This window comes from Microcoleus sp. MON2_D5 (genome assembly GCF_036701905.1).
In the GTDB taxonomy this organism is placed as follows: Bacteria; Cyanobacteriota; Cyanobacteriia; order Cyanobacteriales; family Microcoleaceae; genus Microcoleus.
On sequence record NZ_JAUBRM010000013.1, the window covers coordinates 13931 to 36257 of the forward strand.

General features: G+C 45.3%; 18 protein-coding genes. 10 read left to right on the top strand and 8 right to left on the bottom strand.

The annotated features are described in order from the left end of the window. The first annotated feature begins 31 nt into the window (after positions 1-31). Complete coding sequence (locus QUA47_RS06915) at positions 32-727, top strand: TrkA family potassium uptake protein (RefSeq protein ID WP_333217090.1); 696 nt, start codon at positions 32-34, stop codon at positions 725-727. A 337-nt stretch (positions 728-1064) separates the two neighbouring features. On the opposite strand, the gene QUA47_RS06920 is transcribed toward QUA47_RS06915, so the two are convergent. Then, positions 1065-1334, bottom strand: coding sequence for a hypothetical protein (locus QUA47_RS06920; RefSeq protein ID WP_190658305.1), 270 nt, complete (start codon positions 1332-1334; stop codon positions 1065-1067). A 405-nt stretch (positions 1335-1739) separates the two neighbouring features. Between QUA47_RS06920 and QUA47_RS06925 the strand changes: the two genes are divergently transcribed. The 3 genes from QUA47_RS06925 (at position 1740) to QUA47_RS06935 (ending at position 4004) form a co-directional block, all read left to right on the top strand. After that, positions 1740-2339 carry a sulfite oxidase-like oxidoreductase gene (locus QUA47_RS06925; RefSeq protein WP_190658307.1) on the top strand — a complete coding sequence of 200 codons (600 nt, stop codon included), beginning with the start codon at positions 1740-1742 and terminating at the stop codon, positions 2337-2339. A 626-nt stretch (positions 2340-2965) separates the two neighbouring features. After that, a complete protein-coding gene (locus tag QUA47_RS06930) occupies positions 2966-3655 on the top strand; it encodes a PEP-CTERM sorting domain-containing protein (protein ID WP_333430191.1) in 690 nt (229 codons plus the stop codon). Between the two features lie 208 nt (positions 3656-3863). Then, positions 3864-4004 (top strand): hypothetical protein, encoded by a 141-nt coding sequence (locus tag QUA47_RS06935; protein WP_190658311.1) that lies wholly within the window; start codon positions 3864-3866, stop codon positions 4002-4004. A gap of 278 nt (positions 4005-4282) precedes the next feature. Here the strand turns inward: QUA47_RS06935 and QUA47_RS06940 are convergent, their stop codons facing one another. Next, positions 4283-4810 (bottom strand): mechanosensitive ion channel domain-containing protein, encoded by a 528-nt coding sequence (locus tag QUA47_RS06940; protein ID WP_333430192.1) that lies wholly within the window; start codon positions 4808-4810, stop codon positions 4283-4285. A gap of 393 nt (positions 4811-5203) precedes the next feature. Between QUA47_RS06940 and ahcY the strand changes: the two genes are divergently transcribed. The 3 genes from ahcY (at position 5204) to QUA47_RS06955 (ending at position 9142) form a co-directional block, all read left to right on the top strand. Beyond that, complete coding sequence (ahcY, locus tag QUA47_RS06945; protein ID WP_006631791.1) at positions 5204-6481, top strand: adenosylhomocysteinase; 1278 nt, start codon at positions 5204-5206, stop codon at positions 6479-6481. A gap of 174 nt (positions 6482-6655) precedes the next feature. Continuing rightward, a complete protein-coding gene (locus tag QUA47_RS06950; RefSeq protein WP_333430193.1) occupies positions 6656-7273 on the top strand; it encodes a DedA family protein in 618 nt (205 codons plus the stop codon). 444 nt (positions 7274-7717) lie between these two features. Further along, positions 7718-9142: an NADP-dependent isocitrate dehydrogenase gene (locus QUA47_RS06955; protein WP_333430194.1), complete on the top strand. Its 1425-nt coding sequence runs from the start codon at positions 7718-7720 to the stop codon at positions 9140-9142. Positions 9143-9397: 255 nt separating this feature from the next. On the opposite strand, the gene QUA47_RS06960 is transcribed toward QUA47_RS06955, so the two are convergent. Then, positions 9398-10006 carry a glutathione S-transferase N-terminal domain-containing protein gene (locus tag QUA47_RS06960; RefSeq protein WP_333430195.1) on the bottom strand — a complete coding sequence of 203 codons (609 nt, stop codon included), beginning with the start codon at positions 10004-10006 and terminating at the stop codon, positions 9398-9400. Between the two features lie 137 nt (positions 10007-10143). Between QUA47_RS06960 and QUA47_RS06965 the strand changes: the two genes are divergently transcribed. Both QUA47_RS06965 and QUA47_RS06970 read left to right on the top strand, forming a co-directional pair. Next, positions 10144-10536 carry a DUF2358 domain-containing protein gene (locus QUA47_RS06965; protein WP_333430196.1) on the top strand — a complete coding sequence of 131 codons (393 nt, stop codon included), beginning with the start codon at positions 10144-10146 and terminating at the stop codon, positions 10534-10536. A 432-nt stretch (positions 10537-10968) separates the two neighbouring features. After that, positions 10969-12141 carry a TRC40/GET3/ArsA family transport-energizing ATPase gene (locus QUA47_RS06970; protein ID WP_006631786.1) on the top strand — a complete coding sequence of 391 codons (1173 nt, stop codon included), beginning with the start codon at positions 10969-10971 and terminating at the stop codon, positions 12139-12141. A 361-nt stretch (positions 12142-12502) separates the two neighbouring features. On the opposite strand, the gene QUA47_RS06975 is transcribed toward QUA47_RS06970, so the two are convergent. Further along, positions 12503-12937: a hypothetical protein gene (locus QUA47_RS06975; protein WP_333430197.1), complete on the bottom strand. Its 435-nt coding sequence runs from the start codon at positions 12935-12937 to the stop codon at positions 12503-12505. 116 nt (positions 12938-13053) lie between these two features. Beyond that, positions 13054-13815: an iron-containing redox enzyme family protein gene (locus QUA47_RS06980; RefSeq protein ID WP_333430198.1), complete on the bottom strand. Its 762-nt coding sequence runs from the start codon at positions 13813-13815 to the stop codon at positions 13054-13056. A gap of 133 nt (positions 13816-13948) precedes the next feature. Between QUA47_RS06980 and QUA47_RS06985 the strand changes: the two genes are divergently transcribed. Continuing rightward, the gene (locus QUA47_RS06985; RefSeq protein WP_333430199.1) at positions 13949-14938 is read left to right on the top strand and encodes a LysR family transcriptional regulator; all 990 of its coding nucleotides are present in this window, start codon (positions 13949-13951) and stop codon (positions 14936-14938) included. A gap of 305 nt (positions 14939-15243) precedes the next feature. Here QUA47_RS06985 and QUA47_RS06990 read toward each other — a convergent pair whose 3' ends face one another. The 3 genes from QUA47_RS06990 to QUA47_RS07000 all read right to left on the bottom strand — a co-directional run bounded on the left by QUA47_RS06990 (position 15244) and on the right by QUA47_RS07000 (position 22322). Further along, positions 15244-16275 (bottom strand): hypothetical protein, encoded by a 1032-nt coding sequence (locus tag QUA47_RS06990; RefSeq protein ID WP_333430200.1) that lies wholly within the window; start codon positions 16273-16275, stop codon positions 15244-15246. 126 nt (positions 16276-16401) lie between these two features. Further along, the gene (locus tag QUA47_RS06995; RefSeq protein WP_333430201.1) at positions 16402-18699 is read right to left on the bottom strand and encodes a DNA phosphorothioation-associated putative methyltransferase; all 2298 of its coding nucleotides are present in this window, start codon (positions 18697-18699) and stop codon (positions 16402-16404) included. A 206-nt stretch (positions 18700-18905) separates the two neighbouring features. After that, complete coding sequence (locus tag QUA47_RS07000) at positions 18906-22322, bottom strand: response regulator (protein WP_333403642.1); 3417 nt, start codon at positions 22320-22322, stop codon at positions 18906-18908. Between the last annotated feature and the right edge of the window lie 5 nt (positions 22323-22327).

The following is a 22327-nucleotide window of genomic DNA, read 5'->3' on the forward strand; positions in this document are numbered from 1 at the left end:
AAACAGCAAGACGCTCAGCGCTGGATATTCAGTGAACCTGTCATCTTTAAATTTTTTTCGGACTTTGCGCGCCGACAACAAGCAGTTTGCAGTTATTGGTTTGGGACGCTTCGGCAAAGCTGTGTGTTCGACTCTGCACGGCTTGGGTTACGAAGTCTTGGGAGTTGACACCGATGAAAAAAAAGTAACTCAAGCTTTGACCGAGCGCATTGCTGCTCACGTTGTGCAGTTAGATTCTACTGAGCCTAGCGCTCTTGCGGAAGCAGGTATATTTGAATTTGAAACAGTGATTGTGGCGATCGGCAATTACCTAGCAGAAAGCATTACCACCACCCTAAATCTTAAGGAAGGCGGGGTAAGTCACGTAATAGCCAAAGCTTCTTCGGAAACTCACTTAAAACTGTTGAAAAAAGTCGGTGCAGATCATGTAGTTTTTCCAGAACGAGAAATGGGCTGCTCTGTGGCCCGCCTTCTTACAAAACCCAGCATTTTAGAACGCTTTGACCTCGACCCAGATCACAGCATCGTTGAGTTGCTCGTTCCTGAAAAGTTTGACGGTAAAACCATCTCCGAATTGGAGCTCCGGCGCAAGTATGGTTTGAACTTGCTAGCAGTCGGGCGCGCCGAAAAGTTCGAGATTAATCCGGAGCCAAGCGAACGCTTGAGAAAGGGCGACGCGATGGTAGTAATTGGTTCTAATAAAGATATCAATCGCTTGCCAATTTAACAGCTTGCCATTTTACGCACATACAGCAACACTCCTGGACTCAGAAACCCGGTTTCTTGGGTTCCGAGTGTCTAAGTCCTCAGCAAGTGGTGCGGGATGTGTCAAAATTTCAGGCCCTCAGAAACCCGGTCGATCTTAGATCGACCGGGTTTCTCTGTCGATTTTTATGTTCTAATTTTTAACCGAAATATCTAAATTGAATTTCACCAATTCTAGGGTTGGTTCCGCCTTTGCGACCCCCTCTGAGAACCTAGCCAGACAAATCGCAAAAAATTTTAACAAAGTAGCAGCACTCGATCGCGCTCCCGCAAATCATAGGAGCGCTAGCCCTAAAAATTCAGCCGACTTTCAAGATTTTTTGCAAATAAGCTTTGCCGAAAACCACCACCGCCAAGACTAGAGCGAGTTCAACAGGCCAAGGACACGCCGCCACAAACCAAATTAACGAACACACTCCAATAATTGCAGCTATGGGAGCCGGAATTCCGTCTAGCGTTCTACTGTCGGTCCCGGCAGTCACCCACCCAGCAATCAAGCACAACGTCAACGGAATTAAGCAACTTGCGATCATGATTTTTACCCCATCAATTTTTTTTACATATGGCATCTGAGCATATTGTAACAATACATCAAAAATTGGGAAATGCACCATGAATTGCGATAAAATGTAAGATTAGATACTTAATAAGTATATAGGCGGAATTAAACTCAGCTATATAACAGTATGTAAACAGGGCTGACTTAGCCACGCTTAGGGCATTTGGATACTTTACAATCGTTTACATAATTGCGTTTGACAGCGCCGAGCTACTTACGCTGGAATCATAATAGTTGGTAATTTTTAGCTTCGGCTATCTCCGAAGGCAGAATTAGGTTGGCATCAGGTAGAATTTAGGGATTTTTTTTATTTCTACAGAAGTGCTTTTGCTTTCTACCTGGAGATGAATTGCGATGCGCCCATCTCTGCAAGTTATACTCAGGATTGCAGTCAGTTACTGTAGAGCGTCAATCAATGCTGGGCAAATTTTTTCGCAAGCCAGAATTAGAAAATAGCGATCGCGTCCCCCCGGGTCAATACCTCGCCAACGGGTTTCCCGTGCTGACCTACGGCGATACACCCTCCGTCAGTATTGAGAGTTGGGAATTTAAAGTCTGGGGATTAGCAAAACCAAAAACCTTCACTTGGTCGGACTTCCAGGCGATGCCCCAAAGTAACTTTACTGCGGATTTTCACTGCGTCACCCGGTGGTCAAAACTCGACGTGCAGTGGACGGGAGTCAAAGTCACAGATTTTATGAACTACATAGAAGTCGATCCGAAAGCTCTGCACGTCCTAGAACACTGCTACGGCGGCTACACTACTAACATTGCGATCGCCGACTTCCTCCGAGAAGAAAACTTTTTCGCCCACACCGTCTTCGGCGAACCTCTATCCGCAGACCACGGCGGCCCAATGCGGCTCGTAGTTCCCCACTTGTACGCTTGGAAAAGCGCTAAATGGATTAACGGCCTGGAGTTTACAGAAACCGAAGAACTCGGTTTTTGGGAACGCAACGGCTATCACCAGCGGGGCGAACCTTGGGCAGAGGAACGCTACAGCGGTCTGTTTTGATGCGGTCGATCGGGAGCAAGGACTCGGCCACAGCTTCTCTATACAATCTTTGTTGAGGCGCAATCCGCTCTTTTAGCGCTTCAGTCTGTGGAAATTGCATCTCCTCGATCGCATCTTTGGGATATCTCACGCCACGGGATCTATTTAATTCAACCAAAATACGTAGACCCAACGATCGCATTTTGTAGGTAATTTACCCGATAGATAAACTACTTTAACTCCCCTATACAAGTCCCAAAAAACAAATATTCCCAGTTTCTGGTTAATAGAAAACTCCTTTAACTATCAGTACACACGAATATTACCGTATTTATACTTAAGTGTTGGCTGTTGAGGATTTAGACTTCAGAATATAATAAAAAATTAGCAGAAGCCCGCTCTAAATCACTTGGGCTTACCCGCGCTCCCATGCCCGCACCTGCAAGGTTTCAAGCCACAATTTTTATAATTATTGGGTGTGTATTTTTAGGGAGCGATCGCCCGCGAGCCGAGGCGAGAGACAGAATTTGTGAAGGTTATGTAAAGGCTTGATAAAGAATGTGTCAAACTTTACCTAAAGTGCCCCAAATACAAAAAAAGTATCGCATAATGAAATTATTAAGACCCTCGCACAAAAGGAACAGGTTATGAATACCAAACTATTATCCGCCTTAACAGCTACCGCAGCCGCCACAGCTCTGTTTGGCGCAGCAGTTCCTGCTCAAGCCGCCTCCTTTGGTGCCAACAGCATCGAATTCGGCCAAGATACAACTATCAAGTTTAACTTCAAAGAATCTCACGGTATGTACCAATCCTCTTTGGGAATATACAGTGTGGAGAACTCGGCGGTCTCTCTAGTTAAGACCCTGTTTTCGGAAACTAAATCCTCAGACAACCAGTGGGAAAATGAATGGAAAGGAACTCTGGGCAATACTGTCTTGGGTGGCTCGGAAGTATTCACATTCCTGGCAAATAAAATTTATACTTTGGGACTCGACAGCGACTGGGGTGGCCGTGTCTACTCGACCTCAAGCTTGAACAGCGGCAGCCAGCAAGCGGTGTTTGGCGGGCACTCGCAACTGTGGAGCGCGCTCGACAAAGAAACAACTTCCACATTCCAAGCAGCCGGAGAATTCACAAACGGATTGGGTTCTCTGTTTAACGGAGGCACGCTAATTGGCTTCGACGATCGCGGTAACAGCAAGGACTCAGACTTCCAAGACTTCACAGTGAGCGCAGAAGCAGTTCCAGAACCCATGACAATGACTGGTTTGGCTCTCGGTTTGGGTGGCTTGGTTGCAGCCCGCCGCCGCCGCGCTAGCAAGACGACTTCATGATATTTTTCAACCCGAACAATCTGCTGAATTAGGTTTGACAAAATAAAATTATATTAGGAGGCGCGCTAATGAGAAATCGGCTCGCCTTTTGCTTGATTTGAAAAGTCAGAAGGGAGAAGTCATATCAATTCTGGTTGCACTCCTCATGACTGTTGACTGTTGACTGTTGACTGTTGACGGGCGGGTCGCCAAACTGAATAATGGTTGAGTGTTGGATATTGACTCGATTTTACGCCCGACGATGAAGCGCGGATTTGATATCAGGGTGAAGTTCGGGAACGCGCAGTGTACGGGATTTAACGGATGGGTGTTGAGGGAAGAAGTCAAGCCTGAAGAAGTCAAGCGTTAAGCAAGAGGATTTTTCCCACTCTCCCACTCTCTCCCTCTCCCAACTAAAAATTCAAAACTCAGTCACGGTAAAGTGTTCGATCGTACAAAGTCACGGATACCGGTTGAAGAATTTGGCGTTGCATAATAGCGGGATGATTTTGATTGTTTTGTGGGATGGGCCCATGAGCCCGAAGGCGTGTATTTTCACAGCAGGCGGGACGCCTAACCCCTACTCCCCACAATAATCATCCTCAAATTGTGCAACGCCAAGAATTTTAATGTCTGCCCGGACGCACGCTACTTTAATCGCCACCCCACGGTTTTTGTCCGTCGCACCTGTGCTTGTTCCCGCAGCTTCCAATAGGGGACAATAAGATGCAAAAAACCTTGGTTAATGCCTGAAGTATCAACCTTTTGGAGTTGTTTGGGACAAAACGCCTTCGACTTCGGAAATAGCTTTAACCAAGGTTTCAATTGCTCAGGAAGGCCGGTCTCGTAGGCTAAAATTAAACGCAGGTTGGTTCGCCTGTGTGGAATGGTTGTTAGTACCCGCACTGAATTGGTAAATACGATCGCCTTCGGCACGATAACTCGCTCTCCCCGATCGCTAATAATTTGAGTTGAACGCCGCAAAATCTTTTCAACAGTACCTTCAAAGCCTTCTACAATCATCCGATCGCCTGCTTGAAACGGTTCGTGCAACAGCAACAATATTTCCCCTAAAAAGTATTTGAAGATTTCTTGGAACGCGAAACTAATCGCTACTGAACCAAGTCCTAACCAACTGATGATATCAGCAGGCCGCCAAGCTGGGAACGCAATCACGCAGGCGCTCAAACTGCCAGCAGCCCAAGTGATATCAAATCCGTTAGCATCGGAATAGTAAATTCGAGTTCACTGTTGACTGTTGACTGTTGACAGTGAACAGTCAACAGTCAACAGTCAACATCATTCCGGTGTAACCGGAAATGATATGAGAGTGTCAAATAATTCCAGAACGCCACGCTAACACAAAAGATTGAGCTCGATCGGCAGACAGGGATGTTTGACTCTCACTGTGGGGGTGACTCCATCGACTCGTTCGCTAATCATTAAAACACAATCAAAATTTAAGATTAGCAGCGCCGACCCCGATCGAGTAAAATCACAGCACTTGCCCGCCGATGACTTAATCTGCTAAAACTAACAAAGTTTGATGATTTCTGAGAAATAACATACATGGTTGCTACATCCGTCAAGATTAAACACGAAGTCAAAGACTTGTCCCTCGCCCCCTTGGGAAAGCAACGCATCGAGTGGGCCGGCCGGGAAATGCCCGTTTTGCGGCAAATTCAAGAACGCTTCGCTAAAGAAAAGCCTTTCGCTGGCATTCGCTTGGCTGCTTGCTGCCACGTAACCACAGAAACCGCTCATTTGGCGATCGCCATCAAACTCGGCGGTGGCGACGCCGTACTGATCGCCAGCAACCCCTTGAGCACTCAAGATGACGTAGCGGCTTGCTTAGTTGAAGACTACGGCATTTCCGTCTTCGCCCTCAAAGGAGAAGACGCGGCTACATACGAACGTCACGTCTACACAGCCCTAGACCACCGCCCCAATATTATCATCGACGACGGCAGCGACGTGGTAGCCGCACTGATCCAGCACCGCCCGAACCAAATTTCCGACTTAATCGGAACTACCGAAGAAACTACCACAGGCATCGTGCGCCTGCGGGCCATGTTGAAAGACGGCGTGCTGACTTTCCCCGCAATGAACGTCAACGACGCCGACACCAAGCACTTCTTTGACAACCGCTACGGCACCGGTCAATCTACGCTAGACGGCATTATCCGCGCTACCAATATTTTGTTAGCCGGTAAAAATATTGTGGTTGCAGGTTACGGTTGGTGCGGCAAAGGCACGGCACTGCGCGCCCGCGGTATGGGTGCTAACGTAATTGTCACCGAAATCGATCCGATTCGGGCGATCGAAGCAGTGATGGACGGTTTCCGCGTCATGCCGATGGACGAAGCAGCAACAGTCGGAGATATATTCATTACTGTTACCGGCAACAAACACGTCATTCGTGCCGAACATTTCGAGACAATGAAAGACGGCGCAATTGTTTGCAATTCCGGTCACTTCGACATTGAGATTGACCTCAAATCCCTCGGCGCCAAAAGCACCGACGTGAAAACAGTCCGGTCTTTCACTCAAGAATATCACCTCAATAATGGCAAGTCGGTTATTGTATTGGGCGAAGGTCGTTTGATCAACTTGGCAGCAGCCGAAGGACACCCCAGCGCCGTGATGGATATGAGCTTTGCTAACCAAGCTTTAGCCTGCGAATATCTGGTTACGAACAAAGGCAAACTAGAGCCTGGTATTCACTCAATCCCCGTGGAAGTTGACAAAGAAATTGCCCGTCTCAAATTGGAAGCAATGGGTATTCACATTGATACCTTGACGGCCGAACAAATTGAGTACACAAACTCTTGGACTTCGGGCACTTAATCATCGTTTATCGTTTCCACGCTGTGCCGGGGAATGAATACAAGGAGGCTCTGCCTCCCTCATGGGGAGTCGAGGCAGAGCCTCTAGATATGCGTTCCCAAGCACAGTCTAGGAACGAGCGATGACTAATGACTAATGACTACTGACTTCTTCTTACCAAATTATTAAATCAAAATGGTTGAATGGATAACTAACACAATGCAATCGATGGGCTATCTCGGAATTGGCCTGTTGATGTTTTTAGAAAATCTTTTCCCGCCTATACCCTCAGAATTGATTATGCCGCTGGCAGGATTCACGGCATCAAAGGGTGATGATATGCAGTTAGCGCCGGCGATCGCAGCAGGAGTAATCGGTACAATTCTGGGGGCGCTTCCCTGGTACTATGCGGGTAAGTTATTGAGCGAAGAACGCTTGAGGAATTTAGCCGACAAATACGGTAAGTGGATCACAGTATCGGGCGCCGATATTGACAAAGCAAATAGATGGTTTAACAGACACGGCAACAAAGCCGTGTTTTTGTGTCGCCTCGTACCGGGAGTTCGCACCCTGATTTCCCTGCCCGCTGGCATCAACAATATGCCTTTAATTCCTTTTTTACTCTACTCAACAGCCGGCACTCTTTTATGGGTGAGTTTGCTGACTTTTGCCGGATACAAACTAGGGGAAAATTATACAATTGTAGAGGATTATCTGGGTCCGGTTTCCAAAATTGTTGTAGTGATTATTGTCATTTGGTTTATTTTGTGGGTGGTAAAAAAGAATATGCAGAAGGAAAAATATCGCAAATAAATGCAAATTTTGTGAAAATAATCTGCGTTTATTTGCGTTCATCGGCGGCTACAATTACCCTTTTGACCCCGCCCAAAAACCGATACAACTTTCCGACAGGAGTCGCGATCAGCCCAAAATTTTAGACGAAGGTTCAACCTCCCAGATTCATCTGTGGAGTAAATCTAAAATCTTAAATCTTAAATCTTAAATCCACTGACTTGCTTCCAGCATATTCCCAACCGTAGCGCTGAAAGATAGAGAGGCATATTTGATAGAAACTTCTGCTATCTTTGCTACTTTTTTAAAGTTACTTTTAAATTTACGATCGCCCAAAAGTCACAGTGACGGCCAGCCGGTCGCCCCAAAATCCAACTTAAATTTATACAAATATTTAGGATTGGTTGAGGTTTAGGCAGATAATCGTGGCAAAATAGGGAACATTGCTATCCGCGCTGTTAAGATATGTACGAAAAGATTGTAGCCCCGACAACTGGTTCTAAAATTACTTTCAAAGACGGTTTGCCGATCGTCCCCAATGACCCGATTATTCCCTTCATTCGCGGCGACGGTACCGGCGTTGACTTGTGGCCTGCATCCCAGAAAGTCATGGATGCTGCGGTAGAAAAGGCTTACGGTGGCGAGCGAAAAATCAACTGGTTTAAAATCTATGTAGGCGACGAAGCCTGCGATGTCTACGGTACTTACCAATATCTGCCCCAGGATTCCTTAAACGCCATCAAAGAATACGGAGTCGCCATCAAAGGGCCGCTGACAACGCCGGTAGGGGGCGGCATTCGATCGCTAAACGTAGCTTTGCGGCAAATCTTCGACCTTTACGCCTGCGTGCGGCCCTGCAAATATTATGCTGGAACACCATCGCTACACAAAACTCCTGAACTCCTAGATGTAATTATTTACCGGGAAAATACAGAAGATATTTACCTCGGAATTGAATGGGCCAAAGGCAGCGAAATCGGCAAAAAATTGATTGAATTCCTCAATAATGAGTTAATTCCAGCAACACCAGAACATGGCAAAAAACAAATTCGCCTCGATTCTGGAATCGGCATTAAACCCATTAGCAAAACAGGTTCTCAGCGTTTAGTACGGCGTGCCATTACGCACGCTTTACGGTTGCCAAAAGATAAGCAGCAAGTGACTTTGGTGCACAAAGGCAACATCATGAAATATACTGAAGGAGCTTTCCGAGATTGGGGTTATGAATTAGCAACCACCGAATTTCGAGAACTGTGCGTAACGGAAAGAGAGTCTTGGATTCTGGGCAACAAAGAAAAAAATCCAGACATTACCTTAGAAGATAATGCTCGGCAAATAGACCCGGGATACGATGCTTTGACCCCAGAAAAACAAGCCAAAATTCGTCAAGAAGTAGCCGACGTTCTGTTTGCAATTTGGGAGAGTCACGGCAGCGGTCAGTGGAAAGAAAAAATCATGGTCAACGACCGAATTGCTGACAGTATTTTCCAACAAATTCAAACCAGACCCGCCGAGTATTCGATTTTGGCGACAATGAATCTGAACGGGGATTATTTATCCGATGCGGCCGCCGCCATTGTGGGTGGATTGGGTATGGGCCCTGGGGCGAATATTGGTGATGAATGTGCAGTTTTTGAGGCGACTCACGGCACTGCACCGAAACACGCTGGTTTGGATAAAGTCAATCCCGGTTCCCTGATTTTGTCCGGGGTGATGATGTTAGAATACATGGGATGGCAGGAAGCAGCAGACTTGATTAAGAAGGGTTTGGGAGCGGCAATTTCTAATGGTGAAGTTACTTACGATTTGGCGAGGTTGATGGAGCCGCCGGTGCCTGAGTTGAAGTGTTCGGAGTTTGCTGAGGCGATTATTAAGCATTTCGCGGATTGAGTTTGAGGGCTTTTTTTGAACGGGCTAGAAGCCCGTTCCACAACCAGTAAACTTGCTTTGTGGGGTGGGCTTCTAGCCCGCCCGCTGTTTATTAAGAACAGGCTAGAAGCCCGTTCCACAAAAGTCCACTTGCTTGTGGAGTGGGCTTCTAGCCCGCCCGCTGTTTATTAAGAACGGGCTAGAAGCCCGTTCCACAAAAGTCAACTTGCTTGTGGGGTGTCCCGCCCTCCCGAAAATACAATTTAGATGGGGGGTTTATAATGATGGAACAGCCATTCCGCGCTCAACTGCGGGACGCTTCTGCAAGGTTTCTACCCAACGTTTGAGGTGGGGATGATTGTCGAGGCTTAATCCTTGAAATTCGTAAATAGCAACCCAGGGATAGGTAGCAATGTCGGCGATCGAATAGTCGCCGCAGATATATTCATATTTTGCTAGTTGAGTGTCTAATACTCCGTAGAGGCGCAAGGTTTCTTTTTGGTAGCGCCCAATCGCATAGGGAATTTGTTCGGGTGCAAAGCGTTTGAAGTGGTTTAGCTGACCAAACATCGGGCCGACGCTGGCCATTTGAAACATCAGCCACTCTATAACTTGAAAGTATTTTTGTTTGTCTGTGGGCAGAAATCTGCCGCTTTTTTCGGCAAGATAGATTAGAATAGCGCCGGACTCGAAGACGGTGATGCCGTTATCTCGATCGACTATGGCCGGAATTTTGCTGTTGGGGTTGATTGCGATGAACTCTGGGCTAAATTGGTCGTTTTTTGTGATGTCGATGACGTGCACGTTGTAGGGTAAACCTATTTCTTCGAGCATGATCGAGACTTTGCGACCGTTCGGGGTGGTAAAAGTGTAGAGGTCAATCATAGTTGTGATGTTAAGTTGAAAGTTGGTAAGGCAGGAAATAACCCTATATATTATCACAACTTGGACGAGAATTGCGGATTATCGCTTTCTTGTGTTAAAATTATATTCTAATAATATAAGAATAACGATCGCTCGAAATGGACATTATTGAAATTCTCAAAGACGATTATCAAAGATTTCCCGATAATCAGACTTACAGCATCTATGCAAAAGATGTTTATTTTGAAGATCCGGTGAATCGATTTACAGGAGTCGATCGCTACCGCAAAATGATCGGGTTTATGGGGACTTTTTTTCAGGATGTAAATCTCGATTTGCACGGGATTTCGCAGTCGGGAGATACTATAGAAACTCGCTGGACTCTGAGCTGGATCGCACCGTTACCTTGGAAACCGAAAATGGCGATCGCGGGTAGGAGCGAACTGAAAGTCAACAGCGACGGTTTAATTGTTTCTCACATAGATTACTGGGACTGTTCGCGGTTGGATGTGCTCAAACAGCTTGTATTTTCTCTGAAAACTAATGTTTGAGAATTAGAATTTTTCGGAGGTTTTTTAGCCATAAAAAATAGTGTTTCAAGAGCGAGAGCCCTTTTTTAACCGCAGATACAGCATATTCCATGTAGATGTAGATCGCGATCAACCGGGTTTCGAGCAACAGAATCAGTAATGATGCGAGAACTGTAAAGAAACCCGGTTTCTGGGGTGTACTTCATAAAGCTGGAATACGCTGTATTAGCAGATAAACACAGATGAACGCTGATGGATTTTTAGGCGCCGCAATTGATATTTGAAATAAATAATTTTAACTGAGCTTGACATGGCAGTAATTTCGTGAATGACCGAAAATGTGCTGTGTCCGGCGGCTGCTTGTCGCCCAAATTAATTCCCCCACTAAATTAATCTCTGTTACAGAACGTTACAATAAAGAAGTAAAGAATTTTCAGGCGAGCTAAACAATCAATGCGTTTAATATTAATGACCGGAAAAGGCGGCGTCGGCAAAACCTCTGTAGCCGCTGCGACTGGGCTGCGCTGTGCCGAATTGGGATACAAAACCCTAGTGCTGAGCACAGATCCCGCTCACTCCTTAGCCGACAGCTTTGACATGGAACTCGGACACGATTCGCGGCTGGTGAAACCGAATTTGTGGGGAGCAGAATTAGACGCTCTCAGGGAATTAGAAGGCAATTGGGGAGCAGTTAAGCGCTACATTACTCAAGTCTTGCGAGCACAGGGACTCGAAGGGGTGCAAGCTGAAGAATTAGCCATCTTGCCAGGAATGGATGAAATCTTCGGTTTAGTGCGAATGAAGCGGCATTACGACGAAGGCGAATTTGATGTTTTAATTATCGATTCGGCTCCGACGGGCACAGCATTGAGACTGCTAAGTTTGCCGGAAGTTGGCGGCTGGTACATGAGAAAATTTTACAAACCGCTGCAAGGTATATCAGCCGCCCTTCGACCTTTAGTTGAACCTATTTTTAGACCACTTGCAGGTTTTTCTTTACCAGACAAAGAGGTGATGGATGCACCTTACGAATTTTACGAACAAATCGAAGCTTTGGAAAAGGTTTTAACTGACAATACTGTCACTTCGGTAAGGTTAGTTACCAATCCCGAAAAAATGGTAATTAAAGAGTCTCTGCGCGCTCATGCCTATTTGAGTTTGTACAATGTAGCCACAGATTTAGTAGTAGCTAACCGGATTATTCCCGCAGAAGTAACTGACCCATTTTTTAAACGGTGGAAAGAAAGCCAAGAGCAGTACCGTCAGGAAATTCACTCGGATTTCATGCCACTGCCAGTTAAGGAAGTGCCACTTTATTCTGAAGAAATGTGCGGTTTGGCAGCTTTAGAACGGTTGAAAGAAACGCTTTACAAAGACGAAGACCCCAGTCAAGTTTATTACAAAGAAAATACGATTAAGATCGTGCAGGAAAACAATCAATATAGTCTTGAGCTGTATTTGCCCGGAATTGCTAAGGATCAAATTCAGTTGAGCAAAACGGGAGATGAGTTGAATGTTCGGATTGGGAATCACCGCCGTAATTTGGTGTTGCCACAAGCTTTAGCGGCGCTGCAACCTTCGGGGGCGAAGATGGAGGATGATTATTTGAAAATTAAGTTTGCTTAACAAGACTTACGCAGGCACGCTATATGTAGTGCGCCTGCGTAACTCCTGTATTTTTAGCTTAACTGAAGTTATCTCTGTTTTGTCCGCTCTAATGACGTGTTATACTGCGATTCCTTAACAATTATTTATGCTAGGGCGATCGCCGATCCACTTTCGGTACTTACAAACGAAGCCGATCACTTTTGCTTGCCAAATCTTGGCTGAAAACAGATAAATTTAACGGACTTTTACTGTTGGTATAACGGCAAAATTGAGCGGTGGCTAATAGAACTGAAACGAATCTTGCCCGTTCGCTCCACTGCGTTGTTAGCTTGCTGTACGTAAGATATACGATACTGTCATAAATCAAATTTAAGCTACTTCACAAGCCATCAAAAATTATTGGTTCTCCAACCTTGCCTGTGATGTCCCCAAATTCCCAATTACTTGCTGTCTTGCGATAAGTTCCACAACATTTAATAGCTGTTTTTGTCGTGTCCTCAAGGACGATAATTATCACATCAAGTAAGTCATCATTCTGCGCCATCTGAATTTTTCCAGCGAAACAGGTGGCAGCAGCAATAAGCTTCCCTTGCCCTGCAAAATTCTTGAGTGCTTGAATTGCAAAACTCAATGCCTGTACAGGATCTGGATTTTCTATTCCAGCTACAATATACTCTCCGTCTGCTGATACTCCAATACCGAAAGGGAAAAAGTAACCATTCCGTTTCACAATCTCGTCAACTACGTGTTTATGAGTGGTCAGAAATAGTTCTTGGGTTGACTCAAGTAGTTTTTGTATGTGTTGTTTATTCATACTCGGTTGGTGAAAAATGTTGGCATTCTCGAAGTCATTGGAGAGCCGCATTGGTGCAACCTGGTATTTTGTTCACACCTATAGTTCATCATTACTTTTTTATGATTTTCCTAGAACTACCGGGATTCGTATTCATGCAGCAGCTCCTCGAAATATTGCAAATGTCGATCTATCCCCTGCTCGACTGCCTTCATAAGATCGGCAATCTTCGCTGAATCCCCACCATAACGGATCAGCACCGGACGAATGGCATCATGAAAATGATCGACCTCCAATTCCGCGTGCAATGCTAGCCAGGTTGGGTGCTTCATGCTGCGGGCATCGAAATAATACTGGAGAATTCTCACATTGCGTACTGCCACGCATAGCTCTCGCCCGCTGAGCGCTGCCAGTGCTTCGTAGAAGTTATTCGTTCCATAGCCGAAGTCGTCAAAGAATGAGCGCTCATACGATACTGTAGCCGCGCTCCGACAAGATGCCTTGATTTCAGCATCACTCAGTCCAAGATTGTGGAGAAATTCCAAATACATCTCACTATGATCATCCTGCAAATCTGTGAATGTGTGATCGGCTAGGGACATGATTGCTGCTTTCTGATCCGGATCAGTGCAACTTCCTGCTTTGACGATGCATAATCCAAACCACTGATGCAGACGATCCCGCCAAAGTTGGTACTGTAAGAAGGCATATTGCATGATGGACGGGGTGATTTCTCCGTCTTTAAGCAGGCTGAAAAATCGGCTGCGATCGAGCGATTTGTTACAATAGGCGATCGTTCTTTCACTGATTGCCTGCTTTTGCACTTCGACTTCAGGTGGTAATTCAATTTCCCGATTTAGACGACTGGATGTAGTGGCAATCGTTGAATTGACCTTCATAAAATTCTCCTTTAGAGTAGGCGTTGTCTTGCCACAGAGGTCAAAGGTACAGCACTTGAGGTGCGTATCTGTGCCCGATCGGCCAGTCCAGCAAGTCTTTATATGCTATGAGATAAGAAGTGCATAACAAAATATGCTTGAAAATATAGTAAGGATGGGTATGGAGTTCCAGCATCTGGGCCAGTTTGAGCTTCGACAGATTTGCTACTTCATCGCAGTGGTGCAGGCTGACAACAACTTCAGCGAGGCAGCAAAGCGTTTAGGAATTAAGCAACCTCCCCTCAGTCAGAGAATTCAGGCGCTTGAAGAATTGTTGAGTACCCATCAGAAAACGTTGGCAGTAAAGCTGTTCGATCGCAGCAAACGTCCGATTCAGTTAACTGAAGCGGGTCAAGCTTTCCTGGTAGAAGCGCAGCAAGCGTTAATTCATCTCAATCGAGCGGTTTCTTATGCACGACAGGCCAGTCAGGGTGAAATAGGGCGTTTAATCATCGGCATGAACAATTCCATTGCAAACACGATTCTGCCTGAGGTAGTGCAAGAGTTTCAGCAACGGTTTCCAAAGGTGGAGCTAGAACTGCACGAAGTCACGATTCAGCAGGAGATTCAGATGCTCAAGAACCATCAATTAGACGTGATATTTCAACGCTCTCCCAGCTTTGAGCAGAACGATCCAGCCTTGAGTTTTCAACCCATTCTTGAAGAGTATTTCGTTGTCGCGTTACCAACCACACACGCCCTTGCTGACCAAAGTAAAATTTCTCTGAAAGCACTAGCAGACGATGCGATCATCTTACCTTCCCTTGATGTATTGCCCTTCTATGAAAAAGTTGTCACTCTTTGCCGGGAGGCTGGCTTTGAACCGAAAATCAATCAAACTGTCACAGTAACTGGAGTTGTCACACTGCTCAGTTTAGTTGCAGCAGGCGTTGGCGTGTCCATCTTACCCAACCATGTTCAAACGCTGCACCGTGAGGGAGTCGTTTATCGATCGCTCCAAAATGCAGCCCTAAACCGGCAGATTGCTGTTGTTTGGCGACAGGAAGATTCGTCCATTGTTTTACGTCAATTTCTCAAAGTCATTCAGGAGGTAATGAACCTGTCCCTTCTGGATTCTTGGTGAACACAGTTTAGAAATTCTGTTATAAGAAATAACGAAAGCGACCTAACGGCTTAATTCAGCCACTTTTACTAATTTACTCAGTCTTGGACTCAACTGGTATATATAGTAAGGCACTCTACTAGCCCGAAACCATCGATCATCGTTTAATAACGGAGTCTGACGCACCCTACGAGTTGATTGAATTGTGACTAAAAAACCCGGTTTCTAGGAAAAATCGTGGATGAACCCTTGAGATATTCACGCAGAAACCGGGTTTTTGGGCCGCGTGCAGGTCTTGAGCTATTCAGCACACTTACGCCACCATTTTATGATTCTTGGAAACCAATAAATTTCCGCAAATCCTCCAGAATGCCGGGAATTTTTTCCTTATCTCGCAGTTCCCAATTGCTGACTCGAAACACTTGCCAATTTTCTGTGCTTAGCTTTCTATCCTCTTTTAATCGCTTTGAATAGGATTCTTCGTCTGCGCGCCATATTGATTCCTCGTTTACTCCATAGTGGCTGATATCATCTACTAGAATTGCGTATCTCTTACTATTCCAAAATGCTACAAAATCAACTCTATATATGTCATCTACATATGTTCCGACAGAACGAAGATTTCTTTTAGGTTGAGAGTGCCATTGAATCCACGCTTGAGGAATTAATACAGGTACATTCTTCTTTGCCATATCAAATCTCTTTGCATATTCTATAAAAAAGTCTTTTTCATATGGAGTTTGATTCATCGCTATGAGTGCTTTCTTTAATTCTACATTCGTGGAATTATCAAGACCGTAAAATATCTCTAGCATTCTAAAGCTAAAGTTTGGGTATACCTTTCCTTTCAATAATCCCAGTCCATCCTGTAGCACATATTTTAATGTTTGTCTTCCGCTTTCAGCAGTAATGGAAAAGTCTGGCTTCTTCTTTCCGAAAGGCATTCCAGCAGGAAATTGATATGTAAACAAGTCTTCACCAGAAAATAAGCCTATACAGGTAATTTTATTATCTTCTACCACGAATCCAAGTTCTTCACAAAAAGATGAAAGAAGGCTCTTTGATTCAGGCGATAGGTAGTGCAGTTGTAGAACATATTCAAGCAATTTCAAGAAATTTTGAACTGTGTCTACATTCGGCCAATCACCTGAATTATAGAGTTCATCAACTAATCCACGACGTGTTTCACTTGAAACGGTACTCTCATGATTTACAGTAAAACCGAAGCTTGAAAAAATACCTTTAATCTGAGGGATAGTCAAGTAATCTACACAGAAATATTTGAATTGAATTTTGAGAGCTTTTAATAAAACATTGGGATTTTCCACCATCGGCAAGTCTGTCTGTTGGGAAATCATAGAAATTTTAGCAAGATAAAATTCTCACACTATTGTAGCATATTTTTGCGAGCGCAACAGGCCTATCTACTCAATTTAATATATCTGAGCATCTTCGCTACGCTTCCCATTTATTTCTGTTCGCTCTTATTTCCCATCCTCTGCGCCATCTGCGCCCTCTCCGGTTTCTTCAATCTTTCCTGCATTCAACTCAATCTTTTTCGACTGGCGTTCCGACGCTGCTTTTTGCAGCATTTTCAACTTTTCTGGGTCAGCATTCGATCGCCAAAACAACTTATGATCCTTAATTTTAACGCAGTTTTCCTCCAAACACTTAACCCATTCCCGATGCTTCTTAACTACGCCACTATCGAGAATCCCTAACTTTTCTTCTTGGCGGGTGAGTTTCGCAAACTTTTCGTAATGGGGATAATTAGGACTAACAAAAGCTTCTTTTCTCACTAAAATTGGCGGATTGTACAAATCAGAATAGTCTTGATAGCTGACAGAAAGGTCGCGCAAATGTATGTGCATAGCCGTGTGGAGGGCTGGATGCGGGTTAGTGTCAAAATCGGGATAAAATAAATAGGAAATCTGAGGTTTGCGAGCGTAAAACTTGATGATTGTCGCGCCGTCAAGCCTGCCAATTGTGCGGTTAGCGCAGCCTTCGTACAGACGCAGCAAAGGGTCAAGTTCTTCTAATGCAGAGACGTGAACTGAAAGGGAACCGGGCTGTTTGTAGCCGATCGCACTATCTTCGCAACAGTCGGCCACAATATCAGGTTTTCCCAAGCTATATAGCATTAAATCTGCCAAAGTGCAAGCTTTTTGATAATTGTCAAACAAACCTTTGATGTCATTGCGGATTTGAGCCGGGAGTTGGCGCATCGAAGGCCGATCGCCCAAACCGTTGAGAGCGAGATATACCAGCAAATCTTGGCGGCGCTTGTCGGCGATTGTCTCCCAATCATCCGCATCCGTTGCTTGCAAAATCACCCTCCAAGCGCGATTAAAACTGTGGAATTCCCCCTTAATTACCGATTCTTCAGCTAATTCGCCTTTAACAGGAAGGCGGCCCCGATCGCTCACAAAAGCCATCAAAGGAGCCAACATTTCCGCATAATCCTCAAACCGCTTAACTTGCGATCGCACCCTGGGAGTCGATAAGTGCGATCGAAACCGAGAAGCACGAAAACCTTCACCCTCCGCTGCATCCCGAAACACAAAATAAATTCCCAAAGCCACAGGAATTGCATCAACATTCAAAACTTGGTCGATATAAATCTTCAACTCTTCCTGTTCGTAATACTTCTGAAAAGTATTCCGAGAAGTAATCACCCCATCCCCATAAGCAATTTGGCCTCGCTGGCTATCATCAATCAAAACTTGAGCCGCTACAACTAATAAATTCTTAGTTAATTCCCAAGCACTCAGCAAAGCTTCTCGGCGTTCCGCCAAAGATTCAATTACATTAATCACATAACCAATATTCACAATATCCGCACAAGTTCGCGGAGTATCCGGCTGATAGTATGGGTCCCAACCAGAAATAGCATAACCCTCTTGTGCAATATATTTAATATCCCCGCCGTAACCGCAACCGTAGTCAAAAAAAGTCGCCCCGTCCCTCACTAAATCAGCTTCTAAAACCAGACGCAGGGGTTTAGAAAGAGAGTGGCGCACCATTGCAGCTTTGTGCCGCTCGATCTTAGGAATTGATAGCTCACTATTCTCCTGTTTCAAACGCTCGACAACAGTATGATCTTGGATTTCTACACCGCAATATCCCAAATATTTGAGCCAACCCTCGCGAGTGCCGATAACGCTAGTATTGTCAAGCAGTCCCCACTTTTCTTCGCAGCGAGTCAGCCACGCAAATTTTTCGTAATTGGGATAATCCGCAGCTACAAAAGTTTCCTTACGGTGCAAAACAGGGGGATTTTCGCTGTTGCTGTAATCAAAATATTTAACTTCCCCTGTTGCTAGATTAATCTGGATGCTGGTTTGCAAAGCAGGATGAGCATCTGTATCGAAATCAGGGTAAAAAAGATAAGATATTTTAGGTTGATGGAGTGCAATTTTAACTAAAGTTGCTTCATCAATATTTTCGAGATTGCGTCTGGCACAATTTTCGTAGATTCCGAGGACAGGGTTGAGTGTCTGCAAAGCCGAAACGTGAACGTAAAAAGCCGTCGGTAATTTTTTTCCCACCTTGCTTTCCCGACAGCAGCGAGCCACTTTTGCTATGATATTGTCAACACATAAATTAGTTATTTCATCGAGCGGGGACGGCACAGCATTTACAGCAGAATCTTGCTCAGAGATAGCCTCATTTTCATACAATAAAACTTCCCGAGCAAAAATCATCAAAGGCGTTAGCCGTTTTTCATCATTTTCTAATGAATCGCTATCGAAAATAGTGTTTGTACTGGTATCGTAATTCATAGCTAAATTAATTATTTTTTTAATTAACCGCAGAGAACGCAGAGGAAACGGAGTAAAGAAACAAACAATATTTTCCTATAATTTCTATATGTAGGATGCACACTCCGTACCGTACCGCTTTATTTATTAGTCTTTTAGAGAGGAACTTCGTTTTTGTAATGGCGATTTTAATCGCCGACTAATATCGACTACGAGCGAGTAAGATATTAACCCAACATTCGAGTTTCCACAAATTCTTGAACCCGGGCTAAATGACTGGACAAACTCACTAATATGTTCTCAACCCTCTCAATATTTAACAATTCCCCCCCTGGTGGTTCAGATTGAAAGCCTCGCGCTTGATGCTCCAATTGTGCGGCCAAATCCGACATCAGAGCAACTCCCACATTAGCCGAAGTTCCCTTGAGACGGTGTGCTTGATATTCCACAGCTTGCCAATCTTTAGCTTCTACAGCTATTTTGGCAGCAGCCATATCAGCTTGGGCGTCTGCCACAAAAGCTTGCAAAAGCCGCTCGGGCAATTTAATATTAACTCGTCCGAGTTGCTCCAATCTGCTCTTGTCGAACAGTCCGTCGTAGTCTCTATGTTCCCAAGTTTGAAGTGCGATCGCCCTCGGTGCCTGTCCAGCCCCAACCTGCGCTTTTTCCACAACTTCTGTATAATTTGTTGCTAATTGAGATTTATTTTCCGAATTAATACTTTTAACTCCATACTTATTTTCACCCTGAACATTTAGGGCTTCATACTTTTTCAGGGCCGCCGCCAAAGCATCTAAATCTACAGGTTTGCTGAGATAATCATCCATCCCCGCCGCCAGACACTTTTCTCGTTCCCCCGGCATAGCATGAGCAGTTAAAGCCATCACAAAAGTATGCCGCTCGCTTCCTTCGATTTGCCTCAACTTTTGCGCCGTTTTGTAACCATCAAGTACCGGCATTTGACAGTCCATCAGCACTAAATCATAGCTTTTTTTTGCGAGCAACTCCAGCGCTTCTTGACCGTTGACCACGCAGTCAGCCTGATAGCCTAAAACTGCCAACTGTTCGACAAGAACTTGTTGATTGATCGGGTGGTCTTCCGCCACCAAAATTCTCAGCGATGACGGCGAATCGGAAGTAACATATTGAGTATTAACTGGTGGCAACTTGCAAGTATTAGCAGCCTCCACTCTCCCAAAATCTCCCGTTCCCTTCACCGGCGCCAGCATTGCCTCAAGCAGGTGGCTTGGCCGCACCGGCTCGATCAAATATCTGTTAAAGCCCTGACGGCAAAGCGATTCAGCCTTCGGCTGTTCTCGCAAAGCAGTCATGGCGATTAACGAACCAACTATAGAGGTCGATCGCACTTTCCTAGCAAATTCCTCCGCATCCAACTCCGGCATTTGCAAGTCCACAAGCACCACATCCCAGCTTTTTTCCCCCTGCCCTGAATGCTGAGAAATCCCGCCCTGGGCATTTTTAAACCAACTCCAAGCCTCAGCAACAGTTTCTGCCTCATCGCAGCGGGCCCCCCAACTTTGAGCGAGCGATCGCACCGCTGCCCTCCTCAAAGCGCTTCCAGAGACTACTAACAGCTTCTTGCCCGCAAGTTCGGGATCGTGAGGCTCAACTGGCAACTGTTTTTCCAAAGGTACAGTAAACCAAAAAGTCGCACCGCTGCCTAGCAAACTGCGAACTCCAATGTCCCCTCCCATCATCTCCACTAACTGCTTACAAATAGCCAAACCCAAACCCGTCCCGCCGTAAGGTCTAGTAGGAGAATCGTCTACCTGAGAAAAAGATTGGAACAGCTTTGTTTGCCCTTCTGCCGAAATTCCAATGCCAGTATCCCGCACCGAAAATAGCAATCTTGCTTCTTGTCTACCGTCTGCCAGTCGGTTGCCCTGTTTCACAGTTACGTGAACGAGAACTTGACCGCTATCGGTAAATTTTATGGCATTCCCCGTCAAATTCAGCAAAACTTGCTTCAATCTGCCCGAGTCCCCCACCAACTTCCTCGGCACCGAGCTGTCAACTAAAATATTCAATTCAATACCTTTTTCTTCGGCCAAATGCGCTACCATTTCTATCACCGACTCAACGCAGCTATCCAAATCAAAATTACCCTTTTCCAGCCGCATTTCTCCAGCTTCAATCTTAGAGAAATCGAGGATATCATTAATAACGTTCAGCAAATGTTCAGCACTGCGGTAAATAGTCTGAGCGCAATCCCGCTGTTTCGGTTCCAGTGGAGCGCGCAGCAGCAATTGAGCCATTGCCAAAACACCATTCATCGGAGTGCGAATTTCGTGACTCATGTTTGCCAAGAATTGCGACTTCACCCGGCTCGCTTCTAAGGCAGTTTCCCGCCCTTCCACCAACTCATTAATCTTGTCGGCAACCATCACAATTCCCCCGACTTTCTCGTCTGGATCGTACCAAGGGTGAGCAGCCCACCGCAGGTACAGAACAGATCCGTCTGCTCGTTCCCAGGCATCTTCGCTCACAGAAACTACCTTGCCTTGGAGCGCTTCTTGGTGCATTACTTTCCAGCGATTCGGCGTATCTGGAAACAATTCGTAATGGCTGAGATTATTCAGGGACGGCAAGTCCAAATTAAATTGACTAACCCATTTTTTAGAGTTAGCCATATAGCGCATTTGTGTATCGAACATCGCCATTGCTACAGGCACGCAAGTAATAATTTGTCTCAGTTGCTGCCGTTCCCTTTCCAGAGCATCTTCCGCCTGTTTGCGCTCAGTAATGTCGCTAATCATACCGGCCATCCGCAGCGGTTTTCCTTGGGAATTCCGTTGAGCTTTTCCCTGAGAAGTACAGTAGCGGTAAAGACCGTTCGAGTGCAGCAGCCGAAATTCTACATTGTAGTCTATTTCTTGTTCCAAGTGAGCGGCGATAGCCCCGACGATTCCCTCCTTGTCATCGGGGTGCAGGCGGTTGTATAGAGCGTCCATAGTCCTGCCAAATTGCTTTCGCGACAAACCGATAATTTCCAAAAGGCGATCGTTCCAATAAACCTCATTTTTACTTAAATCCCAATCCCAAATTCCGTCGTTCACTCCCTCTAAAACTAACCTGTATCGTTCCTCACTTTCCTTGAGTTTTTGACTGGTATGAAACGCCTGAGATTCGGCGCGATAAACGCGCATAGCATTGTACAAACTGCGAGACAAACTATCGGGAGAAAGCTTATTTTTAGCAATATAATCAGAAGCTCCAGCCTTCATTAATTCCACAGCAATTTGTTCGTCGCCTTGACCGGTGAGCACAATTAAGGGAACTTTCAGTCCCGCTTCTCGTAGATTTTTTACCAAACTCAGTCCGTCTCCGTCCGGCAATCCGTAGTCGAGCAATACGCAGTCAAATTTGCACTCAAATATTTGATTTAATAGCAGCCCCTTTTCTGTCTCCTCAACCTCCCTAAAAGGTTGAGATTTATTGTGTTTGGAGAGTTTTGCCGTAGCCGGGGTATAATTTTTGCTGACCGAGAGTTGGCTCAGGGCATCCGCGCAGTCTTCTGCCTCCGTAACTTCTGCCGAAACACCAGCGGACTTGAGCGAGCGTTTGATCGCCATTCGATCGACTGCATCGTCATCAACTATCAGAATTGTGAGAATTTTGTCCATAACAA

What these genes read in the sequence shown, in the direction of transcription:
- QUA47_RS06970 (WP_006631786.1), top strand. Translation starts at nt 10,969, where the DNA reads ATGCGTTTAATATTAATGACCGGAAAAGGCGGCGTCGGCAAAACCTCT.
- QUA47_RS06985 (WP_333430199.1), top strand. Translation starts at nt 13,949, where the DNA reads ATGCTTGAAAATATAGTAAGGATGGGTATGGAGTTCCAGCATCTGGGC.
- QUA47_RS06960 (WP_333430195.1), bottom strand. Translation starts at nt 10,006, where the DNA reads ATGATTGACCTCTACACTTTTACCACCCCGAACGGTCGCAAAGTCTCG.
- QUA47_RS06980 (WP_333430198.1), bottom strand. Translation starts at nt 13,815, where the DNA reads ATGAAGGTCAATTCAACGATTGCCACTACATCCAGTCGTCTAAATCGG.
- QUA47_RS06930 (WP_333430191.1), top strand. Translation starts at nt 2,966, where the DNA reads ATGAATACCAAACTATTATCCGCCTTAACAGCTACCGCAGCCGCCACA.
- QUA47_RS06975 (WP_333430197.1), bottom strand. Translation starts at nt 12,937, where the DNA reads ATGAATAAACAACACATACAAAAACTACTTGAGTCAACCCAAGAACTA.
- QUA47_RS06920 (WP_190658305.1), bottom strand. Translation starts at nt 1,334, where the DNA reads ATGCCATATGTAAAAAAAATTGATGGGGTAAAAATCATGATCGCAAGT.
- QUA47_RS06955 (WP_333430194.1), top strand. Translation starts at nt 7,718, where the DNA reads ATGTACGAAAAGATTGTAGCCCCGACAACTGGTTCTAAAATTACTTTC.
- QUA47_RS06965 (WP_333430196.1), top strand. Translation starts at nt 10,144, where the DNA reads ATGGACATTATTGAAATTCTCAAAGACGATTATCAAAGATTTCCCGAT.
- QUA47_RS07000 (WP_333403642.1), bottom strand. Translation starts at nt 22,322, where the DNA reads ATGGACAAAATTCTCACAATTCTGATAGTTGATGACGATGCAGTCGAT.
- QUA47_RS06950 (WP_333430193.1), top strand. Translation starts at nt 6,656, where the DNA reads ATGGTTGAATGGATAACTAACACAATGCAATCGATGGGCTATCTCGGA.
- QUA47_RS06925 (WP_190658307.1), top strand. Translation starts at nt 1,740, where the DNA reads ATGCTGGGCAAATTTTTTCGCAAGCCAGAATTAGAAAATAGCGATCGC.
- QUA47_RS06995 (WP_333430201.1), bottom strand. Translation starts at nt 18,699, where the DNA reads ATGAATTACGATACCAGTACAAACACTATTTTCGATAGCGATTCATTA.
- QUA47_RS06990 (WP_333430200.1), bottom strand. Translation starts at nt 16,275, where the DNA reads ATGATTTCCCAACAGACAGACTTGCCGATGGTGGAAAATCCCAATGTT.
- ahcY (WP_006631791.1), top strand. Translation starts at nt 5,204, where the DNA reads ATGGTTGCTACATCCGTCAAGATTAAACACGAAGTCAAAGACTTGTCC.